The following is a 10,988-nucleotide window of genomic DNA, read 5'->3' as shown; positions in this document are numbered from 1 at the left end:
GGCAGTCGTGCCTCCCCCAGTGCCTGAACGGCCTGGGAGGTACCCCCAGGCGGCACGGGTGGGCGGTGGGGGTACCTCCCGCTCGAGCGAAGCCGAGAGTGGGGGAGGCACCCCGCTACGCCGGGCAGCGCGACCCACCCCCCGGGCCCACCCCGGCGCCGGGACCCATGGGAACGCCGGTCCACGCCGCCACCCACGGAGTGCCTCGTACAATCGCCGGGTGAATCACCCCGCCGCCCCCGCCGACACCCTGCGGGCCGCCCTCGCCGACCTCGTCGACGGGTTGCCGCCCCGGCAGGCCGCGCAGGCCGTGGAGCGGCTGATCGCCAACTACCGCGGGGACACCCCGACCGACGCCCCCATCCTGCGCGACCGTGCCGACGTCGTCGCCTACGCCGCCTACCGCATGCCCGCCACCTTCGCCGCCGTGCGCTCGGCGCTGGACGCGTTCGCCGCGGCCGTGCCGGGATGGGTGCCCGGCAGTCACGTGGACGTGGGCGGGGGGACCGGCGCCGCGACCTGGGCCGTCAGCGACACCTGGGACGGGACCCGTCCGGTGACCGTGCTCGACTGGGCCGAACCCGCCCTCGCCCTCGGGCGGGAGATCGCCGCCTCGCTCCCCGCCCTGCGCGGGGTCCGCTGGCAGCGTTCACGGATCGGAGCGGCGCTCGCCGTCGAGAGCGCCGACCTCGTCACGGTGTCCTACGTACTCAACGAGCTGACCGGTTCCGACCGCGCCGCCCTCGTCGACGCCGCCGCCGCTGCCGCGCGGGCGGTCGTGATCGTCGAGGCCGGCACCCCCGCCGGTTACGCCCGTGTCATCGAGGCCCGCGACCGGCTGATCGCCGCCGGGTTCCGGATCGCCGCGCCCTGCCCGCACAGCGCCGCCTGCCCCATCGTGCCCGGCACGGACTGGTGCCACTTCGCGGCCCGCGTCAGCCGGTCCAGCCTGCACCGGCAGGTCAAGAGCGGGTCCCTCGCCTACGAGGACGAGAAGTTCAGCTACGTCGCCGCCACCCGGCTCCCCGCCGAACCCGCCGCCTCCCGGGTGATCCGGCGACCCCAGATCCGCAAGGGCCAGGTGCTGCTCGACCTCTGCGAGCCCGACGAGCGACTGCGGCGCCGTACGGTCACCAAGCGGCACGGCGACCTGTACAAGGCGGCCCGCGACGCGGCCTGGGGCGATTCCTGGCCGCGGGAGGAAGACTGAACCGCCCGACGAGACCTGGAAGTGGACCCTCCCGTGGAACGTGACGTGCACCGCGCCCTGCGGATCGTGATCGCCGAGGACGATCCGCTGCTGCGCGAGGGGCTTGCGCTGCTGCTGCGGGCCGAGGGCCTGGACGTGGTCGCCACCGCGGACACCGCCGAGTCGGTGCTCGCCGCCATCGACGAGCACGAGCCCGACGTGGCCATCCTGGACGTGCGCATGCCGCCCACGCACACCGACGAGGGGGTCCGCGCGGCCGTCGAGGCGCGGCGGCGGCGCCCCGGACTCGCCGTCCTGGTGCTGTCCGCGTATGTGGAGCAGTCCTTCGCCACCGACCTGCTGACCGGGGGAGTGGGCGGCCTCGGCTATCTGCTCAAGGAACGCGTCGGGCGGGTCGAGGAGTTCATGGACGCCCTCGGCCGGGTCGCGGGGGGCGGTACCGCCATCGACCCGGAGGTCGTCGCCCAGCTGTTCACCCGGACCCGGCAGGACACCCGGCTGGAGCGTCTCAGCCCGCGCGAGCGGGAGGTGCTCGGTCTGATGGCCGAGGGCCTGGGCAACAGCGCCATCGCCGGACGGCTCGTGGTCACCGACGGGGCGGTCCACAAGCACATCCGCAGCATCTTCGCCAAGCTCGACCTGTCCCCGGCCGACCAGGTCGACCGGCGGGTGGCGGCCGTCCTGCACTATCTGGAGAACGCGCGGGCACCACGCCACTGAGCGGTCGCGATGCGGTGGCGAGACGTTCCGTCTTGTCAACCTGGTAGCTTCGGAGCATGTCCACCATCCGGAAATCCGCCCGCACCTCGACCACCGCCGCCGAGCGGCCGCACCCCGACGCCACCCGGCGCAGCCAGCGGTCCCGCCAGGCCATCTACGACGCCGCCCTCGCCCTGGTCGGGGAGGTCGGCTATCCGAAGACCACCATCGAGGGCATCGCCGCCCGCGCCGGCGTCGGCAAGCAGACGATCTACCGCTGGTGGCCCTCGAAGGCGGACGTCCTGCTGGAGGCCTTCCTGGACCTGGGCGAGCGGCTCGTGGAGGCTGCCGGAGAGGAGGCGTACACCATCCCGGACACGGGCGATGTCGCCGCCGACCTCAAGGTCGTTCTGCGCGCCACCGTCGACGAACTGCGCGATCCGAGGTTCGAGGCCCCCTACCGGGCCCTGGCCGCGGAGGGCGTCGTCAACGAACAACTGGGCCGGACCTTCGTCGCCCGGCTCCTGGAACCGTCGCTCCAGCTCCATGCCGACCGGCTGCGGGCCGCCCAGGAGGCAGGCCAGGTACGGCAGGACATCGACCTGCGGATCGCGCTGGAGCTGTTCGTCTCCCCGCTCGCCCAGCGCTGGCTCCAGCACACGGGGCCGTTCTCCCACGCCTACACCGACACCCTCGTCGACTACGCGCTCCACGGGCTCGCCCCGCGGTGACCAAAGAAGCCTGACCAGGGGAGTTTGTCCCTTCACGACCCCGAAGCGCGGAATGGTGCGACGATAGGGCATGCTGGTGCGCACGACGGCGAGGCAAGGGGATAGATGAGCGCGGAGTTCGGCGGTCGGAGCGGTCTGCAGGGCAAAATCTCCTCGTGGCTGCGCGGACGCCGGCCCAAGGAGGCCGCCGGAGACGGTGGCCGGGAGGATCTGCTGCTCGCCGCCGCCGGTGCCGGACTGCCCCTGGCGCCCGCCGCGCACCCCGCCGGATACCGTTGCTCCTGCGACCGTGTGGGCTGTCCCACCCCCGCCCGGCACCCGGTGTCGTTCGCCTGGCAGACGCAGTCCACCACCGACCGCTCCCAGATCGAGCGCTGGGCCCGGCACCAGCCCGAGGCCAACTTCATCACCGCGACCGGCATGGTGCACGACGTCCTGGACGTGCCGCTGGAGGCCGGCCGGGAGGCGCTGGAGCGGCTGCTCGCCGCCGGTGTCGAGGTCGGGCCGGTCGCCGAGAGCGACGACGGACGCATGCTGCTGTTCACCCTCACCCGGGGCACCCCCGAGGACGAGGACGAGTGGTGGCCCTGCGAGCTGGACTGCCACCCCGAGACCATGGACGAGCACCCCGGGCTGCGCTGGCACTGCCGCGGCTCCTACGTGCTGGTGCCGCCGGCCCGGCTGCCCGGCGAAAACCGGACCGTGCACTGGGTGCGCGGTCCGGAGCATCCGCTGCCCGACCCGCTGACGCTGCTGGAGACCCTCACCGACGCCTGCGCCCGGCACGCCGGTGCGGACAGCGACCACGACGCGGGCGCCTCCTGGCCCTCGCGCCGCTGAGCACCCCGGCCGGACCCGGGGACCGCTACTCGCCCTTCCCCGACGTCAGGCCCTGGACCCGGCCCAGCACCGACACCTGTCCGTCCGCCGGGTCGAGCGCGACCTCGTTGGAGACGAACTCCATCGTCAGCGACTGCTTGATCTCGCCGTCCGTCAGCGCCAGGACGTCCTTGTTCGGCGTCGGCACGGACGCGCCCCGCGCGGCGGTCCGCTTCTCGAAGTGCCGCGTGGTGAAGAACACCAGCGCGTCACCGTCCTTCGTGCGCAGCGCCAGCGGCGCGTAGTCGCCGTTCGTCAGCGGCTCGTCGATGTACTGGGTGACCAGGCCGGGGCGGATCGACCGCTTCTCGCGCAGCGCGCGCCAGGAGCTGGTGTGCACGCCGTCCGCGAAGCTCTTGCCGCCGTCCTGCAGATACGTCGTGTAGCCCTTGCTCAGACCGGCCGGCGGGACGCTCACGTCGGTGGAGTTCGCGGGCACGGCCTCGGCCCAGCCGTCCCGGTCGGTCTTGAACTCGGGCACCTTGCCGGGGGCGACCAGCGTCAGGTACGCCGCCTCCCAGGTCTCCTCCAGGCCGTTGCGGGTGAACACCAGCAACCAGCGTGCGGTGCCGCCCTTGTTGGCCTTGGTGTCCGCGACGAACCAGCGCGGCCAGCCCGCCTTCTTCGGGATCGTGAACTTCGCGTCGGTCAGCTCCAGCGGCTCGTGCGCCGGATTGCCGTCCGGGTGGTTGGCCGCCCCCGCCTTCAGCCGCGCCGCGTCGATCGCGCCGAGGGCGCCGGTGGTGTAATCGGCGTCCAGGGAGGCGTCGTACGCCTTGTCGGCCGCGTTGTACGCGGTGGTGAACTGCTCCAGGGCCTTCGCGGCCTCGGCCCGGGTGGCCGAAGGGAGCACCTCGCGCTCACCGTGCACCACCACGCAGCCGCTCGCCGTCAGCGACAAAGCGGTCGCCGAGGCGGATATGAGCGCGTACTTCTCAAGCCTGCGGGGCCTTCGAGGGCCGCGATCCTGGCTCATCAGGTTCCTTCACCTTCCCCTTCCCGGAGGCGAACCCTACCGGGGCGAGGAAGAGCGCGAGCGTCGGGACCAGGTACAGCAGCCACACCGTGACCTGGAGGACGGTCGGATCGGGCTGGAAGTTGAACACGCCCTTGAGCAGCGTGCCGTACCAGCTGGCGGGGTCGACCGTGTCGCTGATGTCGAAGGCCAGGTTCGTCAGGCCCGGCACCAGGTCGGCCTCCTGCAAGTCGTGCACGCCGTACGCCAGGACGCCCGCCGCCACGACGACCAGCATGCCGCCGGTCCAGGTGAAGAACTTGGCCAGGTTGATGCGCAGCGCGCCCCGGTAGAACAGCCAGCCCAGCAGGACCGCGGTGGCCAGCCCGAGGGCCACGCCGATCAGCGGGCGCGGGGTGCCGTCACTCGCCGCGTGCACCGACGCCCACACGAACAGGGCCGTCTCCAGGCCCTCCCGGCCGACCGCCAGGAACGCGGTGGCCACCAGCGCGCCGGTGCCCATCGCGAGGGCCGCGTCCAGCCTGCCGTGCAGCTCCGCCCTCAGGTGCCGGGCGGTGCGGCGCATCCAGAAGACCATCCACGTCACCAGGACCACGGCCAGGATGGAGAGCGAACCGCCCAGCGCCTCCTGGGCCTTGAACGTCAGCTCCTGCGAGCCGAACTCCAGCGCGCAGCCGAAGCCGAACGCGATGGCGACCGCGACGCCGATGCCCGCCCAGATGGGCTTCAGGGCGTCCCGGCGGCCCGTCTTGACCAGATAGGCGATCAGGATGCAGACGACGAGGGAGGCCTCCAGGCCCTCACGCAGTCCGATCAGGTAGTTGGAGAACACGGTTACGCCTCCTTGCCGAACAGCGTGCTGCCCCACCAGTCGTCCGCGTCGCGGACCCCGGGCGGCACGGCGAAGACCGCCGAACCCACGTGCTGGATGTACTCGTTGAGCGCGTCCGTCGCCAGATTCCGCTGGACGGGGACGAAGCCGGTGCGGATGTCGCGCTGGTAGGCCAGGAAGAACAGGCCGGCGTCCAGGCGGCCCAGGCCGTCCGTGCCGTCGGTGAAGGAGTAGCCGCGGCGCAGCAGCGTCGCCCCGCCGTTGGAGTCGGGGTGCGCGAGCCGGACGTGCGCGTCGGGCTTCATCGCCTTCAGGAACGGCTCGTCCCGCTCCTTGGCCTTGCCGACCGGGGCGCCCTCGCCCTTGTCGCGGCCGAACACGTCCTCCTGCTCCTGGAGGGAAGCCCGGTCCCAGGTCTCGATGTGCATGCGGATGCGCCGGGCGACCAGGTAGGAGCCGCCCGCCATCCACGCCGGGCCGTCCTTCGCGGCGGCCCAGACGAACTTCTCCAGCCGGTCCTGCTCCGTGCCCGCGATGTTGCGGGTGCCGTCCTTGAAGCCGAGCAGGTTGCGCGGGGTCTGTTCGCCGGGTGTCGTGGACGAGGTCTTGCCGAAGCCGAGCTGCGACCAGCGCACCACGACCTTGCCGAAGCCGATGCGGGCGAGGTTGCGGATCGCGTGCACGGCGACCTGGGGGTCGTCGGCGCAGGCCTGGACGCACAGGTCGCCGCCGCTGCGGGCCTTGTCGAGGTTGTCCCCGGGGAACTTCGGCAGGTCGGCCAGGGCCTCGGGGCGCCGGTCGGCGAGGCCGAACCTCGTGAAGAGGGACGGCCCGAAGCCGATGGTGAGGGTCAGCCGGGACGGCCGGAGGCCCAGCGCCTCGCCGGTGTCGTCGGGCGGGGCCTCGGGCAGTCCGCCGTAGGCGCCCTCGCCCACCGCGTGACCGGCGGTCATCCGGCGGGCCGCCGCCGTCCACTCCTTGAGCAGCGCCACGAACGCGGCGCGGTCCTCGGTCGTCACGTCGAACGCCGCGAAGTGCAGGCGGTCCTGCACCGGCGTGGCGATGCCCGCCTGGTGCGCCCCGTGGAAGGGGACGGCGGAACCCGCGCCGGCACCGGCCGGGTCCACGTCGTCGCCTGTGCGGTCCATCGCCACCGCCCCGCCGGCCGCCGCGGCGGCGCCGAGCGCGAGGCCCGCGCCGCCCCAGCCGATCAGCGCCCGCCGGGAGGGGGTGGGTGCGGGGGAGTCGGTGTCCGTCATCGTCGTCTCCCCGCGCCTACTTGGCGACCACGGCCGCGGCGAGCTTGGACAACGGCTCCGCGAGCGCGTTGACCGCGTCCGACAGCTCCTTGCGGTCCGCCTTGCCGACCTTGTCGTAGGAGGTGAACTCGTAGGAGCCGGGGTTCGGGCGGTACTGGTCGAGCAGCTTGTCCAGCGCCGCGAACTGGCCGTCCAGCTCCGTCGTCAGCGCCGCGTCGTTCTCCTTCGCGACCGGCTTCAGCAGCGCGTACGACTGCTGCGCGCCCTCCACGTTGGCCTTGAAGTCGACCAGGTCGGTGTGCGAGTAGCGCTCCTCCTCGCCGGTGACCTTGCCGGTGGCGACCTCGTCGAGGAGTTCCTTGGCGCCGTTGGCCATGGAGGTGGGGGTGATCTCGGCCGTGCCGACCCGGTTCTGCCAGTCCTTCAGGTCGGTGACCAGGGTGGCGGCGAGTTCCTTCTCCCGGTCGCCGATCCTGCGGTCCTGCCAGAGCGCCTTCTCCAGGCGGTGCCAGCCGGTCCAGTCGGTCGCCGGGTCCTGGCCCTCCTCCAGACCGTCCTCGCGGACGTCGACCTTCGGGTCGATGTCGCCGAAGGACTCCGCGACCGGCTCGGTGCGCTCCCAGCCGATGCGGGAGGGGGCGTACGCCTTCTTCGCGGCCTGGAGGTCACCGGCCCGGACGGCCTTCGCGAACGCCTCAACCTTCGGCAGGGTCTCGTCGGCCTGCTGCTGGACGTACTGGCGGTAGGCGGCAACGGCCTTGTCGAGGCGCGGGTCGCGCGCGGCGGCCGTGCCGCCGGTGGCTTTGACGTCCTGGCGGATGCCCTTGCCCTTCATGCCGGGCTTGCAGGCGATCCGGTAGTCGCCCGCCTTCACCTCGGCGGTGACCCGCTGCTTGGTGCCGGGGCCGATGTTCTCCCGCTCGGTGACCACCCGGTCGTCGGGGAAGAGGAGGTAGACCTCGGTGACCTTGGAGCCCTTGTTCTCGACGGCGAGTTCGACGTGACCGGCCGGGAACTCCGACTTCGACACCTCGCAGGCGTCGTCCGTGGCCGTCACCGTGATGACGTGCTCGCCGTCCGCGGCGCCGCTCTTCTCCGTGCAGCCCGTGACGGCGGCCAGGGCCGCGGCGGTGGCGACGGCGGTGACGACGGAGAGTCTGGCGGCTCGCATGCGGGGCTCCAAAGGATGGCCGAAAGTACGCGTGACGGGCCTCATAGGGAAGGTGAGGCTGGCCTAACATACCTAAGGATTTCCTAAGCAAAACCCGTCCATGCGGTGATCCGAATCTCATGGACGGTGTATGAGCACGGGCCGGTCACGGTGGATCGATGAAGTGCTCATAGGAGAGTCAAGGGTGCGTCAAGGATGGCCCTGTCCGGGGACGGCGGGCGTCACGGCGAGCGGCGCGGGACGACGAGGAGCGCGCCCGTGCGCGGGTGCGGGAACACCTCCACCGGCTGGTCGTAGACGTCCGACAGCAGCCCCTCGGAGAACACCTGGGACGGCGGGCCCCCGGCCGCGATCCGGCCCGAGCGCAGGACCGCCACCCGGTGCGCGTACGCCGCCGCCAGCGCGAGGTCGTGCAGGACGACGACCACCGCGTCCCCGGCCCGCGCCCGCTCCCGGCACAACCGCAGGACGAGTTCCTGGTGCCTGAGGTCCAGGGCCGCGGTCGGCTCGTCGAGCAGCAGGAGGGGAGCGCGCTGGGCGAGGACGCGGGCGAGGGCCACCCGGGCCCGCTCGCCGCCGCTGAGCGCGGAGAACGGGCGCCCGGCGAAGCCGGTCACCTCCGTGCGCGCCATCGCCTCGGCCACGGCCGCGTCGTCCTCGCCCTCCCGGTCGCCGCCCGCCCAGGGCGCCCGGCCCATCCGGACGACCTCCTCCACCGCGAACGGGAAGGACAGCGACGCCGACTGGGGCAGCACCGCCCGGCGCAGCGCGAGTTCGGGCGCCGACCAGTCCGACACCGGGCGGCCGTGGACGCGTACGACCCCCTCGGCGGCCGGGACGTCGGCGGCCAGCGCGCCCAACAGGGTGGACTTGCCCGCCCCGTTGGGGCCGACCAGGGCGAGCACCTCGCCGGCGCGGACGTCCACGTCCACCCCGTCGAGGGCCGGCCGCCCGCCGAGGCACACCCGCAGTCCCTCGGCCGTGGCGAGGACCTCGCCGGGCGCGGCCGGGGGCGGCGGCGCCGGAGGGGACGGCACGAGCCGCGGCAACCTCACCCTTCTCATGCCCAGCCTCCCTGCCTGCGCCGGGTGCGGCGCAGCAGCCAGAAGAAGAACGGACTGCCCAGCAGCGCCGTCAGCACCCCCAGCGGCAGCTCGGCCGGTTCCGCGACGGTGCGGGCGGCCAGGTCGGCGGCGAGCAGGACCAGCGCGCCGAGCAGGGCGCTGCCCGGGATCAGGAACCGGTGCCCGGGCCCCGCCGCCATCCGCAGCAGATGCGGGACGACCAGTCCGACGAAGCCGATGACACCGGCCACGCTCACCGCCGCCGCGGTCAGCAGTGCGATCACCAGCACCAGCACGATCCGCAGCCGCTCCACGTCCACGCCCAGGTGCCGGGCCGGACGCTCCCCGAGCGCGAGGAGGTCGAGGCGGCGGGCGTGGAGCGGGGCGAGCCCGAGGCCGAGGGCCGCGCACGGCAGGACCGCCAGCACCTTCGGCCAGGTCGCCTGGGCGAGCGAGCCCAGCTGCCAGAAGGTGATCTGACTGACCGCCGCCGTGTCCGCGAAGAACAGGAACAGCCCGATCAGCGCCCCCGCGAAGGCGTTCACCGCGATGCCCGTCAGGATCAGCGTGACGACCTCCGTACGGCCGCCGGAACGGGACATCGCGTACACCGCCAGGACCGTGACGAGCCCGGAGACGAACGCGAAGACGGACACCGTCCAGGTGCCGAGGAAGTTCAGGCCGAACGCGAGGGCGGCGACCGCGCCGACCGCCGCGCCCGAGGAGACGCCGATGACGCCCGGCTCGGCCAGCGGGTTGCCGAACACGCCCTGCATCAGCGCGCCCGCGCAGCCCAGCGAGGCGCCGACGAGCAGCGCCAGGACGATCCTGGGGGACCGCACGTTCCACAGCACCGACTCGGCCACCCGGTCCAGTTCCGTGCCGCCCAGCCCGGTCCGGTGCAGCAGCGAGCCCAGCACGTCGCCCACCGGGATCGGGTAGGCGCCGGTGCCGGCCGCGACCGGGACGAGGACCAGGAGCCCGGCGGCGAGGGCGGCGGTCAGCAGCCAGGCGGTGCCGCGCCGGGCGCGGGGCGCGGCGGGGTCCGCGGGTGCCTGGGGACGGACCGGCTCGTCCAGTACGGTCACCGGGCGCCGCCCCCGCCGTACAGCTGGGCCACGACCGACCTCAGCACCTGGTCGGTGCGCGGGCCGTAGTTGAGGAGCACGCCGTCCTCGACGGAGACGATCCGGCGGTCCATCCCGGCCGGGGTCTGGGCGACACCGGGGATCCTCACCAGCCCGTCCACGCCGCCGACCGACTCGAGTCCCTTGCTCATCACGAGGATCGCGTCCGGCGCGGCCTTGACAAGGGCCTCGCTGGTGATCGCGGTGAAGTCCTTGCCGAGCCCCGAGGCGGCCCCGGCGTCCACCGCACCGGCCGCCTCGATCAGCGAACCGGCGCCGGAGTCCGCGCCGCCGATGAGGTAGACGGAGGCCGAGCCGCGCAGGTACAGGAAGGCGACCCGGGGCCTGTCCCCGCGCGGAACGCCCTTGCGTACGGCCTCGATCCGCTGCTCCGAGCGCCGGGTCAGCTCCTTCCCGGCCGCCGGTACGCCGAGGGCGTCGGCGACCGCCCGGATGCGCGGGCCCACGTCCTCCAGCCCCTTGGCCGCCTCGACGAAGAGCACCGGGACCCCGGCGGCGCGGATCTGGTCCACCGCCTCCTCGGGTCCCGTGGTGGTCTCGGCGAGCACCAGGTCGGGCTCGAGCGACAGCACGCTCTCGGCGGAGACGTCGTGGCCCCGGGTCACCACCGGGAGTTCCGCCGCCTGTTCGAAGGTGGCGGTGACGTCCCGGGCGACGACGCGGTCGCCGAGCCCGAGCGTGAAGACGATCTCGCTGAGGCTGCCGGAGAGGGGGACGATCCGCCCGGCCGCCTTCACCGTCACCCGCTCGCCGTCGGCGGAGGGGACGGTGACCGGGAGCCGGGGTTCGGGCCGTTGCGCGAGCGGTTCGACGCGGTTCGCGACGGACCCCCCGGCCGGGGCGGACTTCGTACCTCCGCCACCGCCACCACCGTCGCCGCCGGACGCGGCCTCCGACGCGCCTCCGCATCCCGTCGTGGCCAGGGACAGGGCGAGCAGGGACAGCAGTGCTCCCGCCAGTCGGTCGCGCAAGCGTCGCACGGTTCCGTCCGTCCTTTCCGATCGTCCGTCCGTATCAGT

Annotated in this window: 11 protein-coding genes; 4 read left to right on the top strand and 7 right to left on the bottom strand. The window is 73.3% G+C overall.

Annotated elements, in window-relative coordinates:
• Positions 1 to 220: 220 nt before the first annotated feature.
• The 4 genes from ACZ56V_RS36050 (at position 221) to ACZ56V_RS36035 (ending at position 3,480) form a co-directional block, all read left to right on the top strand.
• Positions 221 to 1,210, top strand: coding sequence for a small ribosomal subunit Rsm22 family protein (locus ACZ56V_RS36050; RefSeq protein ID WP_398914028.1), 990 nt, complete (start codon positions 221 to 223; stop codon positions 1,208 to 1,210).
• A 57-nt stretch (positions 1,211 to 1,267) separates the two neighbouring features.
• Positions 1,268 to 1,930 (top strand): response regulator transcription factor, encoded by a 663-nt coding sequence (locus ACZ56V_RS36045; protein WP_171987161.1) that lies wholly within the window; start codon positions 1,268 to 1,270, stop codon positions 1,928 to 1,930.
• A 56-nt stretch (positions 1,931 to 1,986) separates the two neighbouring features.
• A complete protein-coding gene (locus tag ACZ56V_RS36040; protein ID WP_467383207.1) occupies positions 1,987 to 2,640 on the top strand; it encodes a TetR/AcrR family transcriptional regulator in 654 nt (217 codons plus the stop codon).
• Positions 2,641 to 2,745: 105 nt separating this feature from the next.
• Positions 2,746 to 3,480: a bifunctional DNA primase/polymerase gene (locus ACZ56V_RS36035; protein WP_398914025.1), complete on the top strand. Its 735-nt coding sequence runs from the start codon at positions 2,746 to 2,748 to the stop codon at positions 3,478 to 3,480.
• 25 nt (positions 3,481 to 3,505) lie between these two features.
• On the opposite strand, the gene ACZ56V_RS36030 is transcribed toward ACZ56V_RS36035, so the two are convergent.
• The 7 genes from ACZ56V_RS36030 to ACZ56V_RS36000 all read right to left on the bottom strand — a co-directional run bounded on the left by ACZ56V_RS36030 (position 3,506) and on the right by ACZ56V_RS36000 (position 10,949).
• Positions 3,506 to 4,495: an SCO2278 family lipoprotein gene (locus ACZ56V_RS36030; RefSeq protein ID WP_468947824.1), complete on the bottom strand. Its 990-nt coding sequence runs from the start codon at positions 4,493 to 4,495 to the stop codon at positions 3,506 to 3,508.
• Entirely contained in the window at positions 4,455 to 5,327 is an 873-nt protein-coding gene (gene efeU / locus ACZ56V_RS36025) for an iron uptake transporter permease EfeU (RefSeq protein ID WP_467383211.1), read from the bottom strand. The genes ACZ56V_RS36030 and efeU overlap by 41 nt, the downstream gene beginning before the upstream one ends.
• Positions 5,328 to 5,329: 2 nt before the next feature.
• A complete protein-coding gene (gene efeB / locus ACZ56V_RS36020; RefSeq protein WP_467383213.1) occupies positions 5,330 to 6,586 on the bottom strand; it encodes an iron uptake transporter deferrochelatase/peroxidase subunit in 1,257 nt (418 codons plus the stop codon).
• A gap of 16 nt (positions 6,587 to 6,602) precedes the next feature.
• A complete protein-coding gene (efeO, locus tag ACZ56V_RS36015; RefSeq protein WP_467383215.1) occupies positions 6,603 to 7,757 on the bottom strand; it encodes an iron uptake system protein EfeO in 1,155 nt (384 codons plus the stop codon).
• A 221-nt stretch (positions 7,758 to 7,978) separates the two neighbouring features.
• Positions 7,979 to 8,821: a heme ABC transporter ATP-binding protein gene (locus tag ACZ56V_RS36010; protein ID WP_468947822.1), complete on the bottom strand. Its 843-nt coding sequence runs from the start codon at positions 8,819 to 8,821 to the stop codon at positions 7,979 to 7,981.
• The gene (locus tag ACZ56V_RS36005) at positions 8,818 to 9,909 is read right to left on the bottom strand and encodes a FecCD family ABC transporter permease (RefSeq protein ID WP_467383218.1); all 1,092 of its coding nucleotides are present in this window, start codon (positions 9,907 to 9,909) and stop codon (positions 8,818 to 8,820) included. Before ACZ56V_RS36005 ends, ACZ56V_RS36010 begins: the two co-directional genes overlap by 4 nt.
• Entirely contained in the window at positions 9,906 to 10,949 is a 1,044-nt protein-coding gene (locus ACZ56V_RS36000) for a heme/hemin ABC transporter substrate-binding protein (RefSeq protein WP_468947820.1), read from the bottom strand. The genes ACZ56V_RS36005 and ACZ56V_RS36000 overlap by 4 nt, the downstream gene beginning before the upstream one ends.
• Positions 10,950 to 10,988: the final 39 nt, after the last annotated feature.

The organism is Streptomyces sp. NPDC034099, from assembly GCF_055575415.1.
The sequence above is the reverse complement of the archived record's forward strand: the minus strand, read 5'-3'. Positions and strand labels throughout refer to the sequence as shown.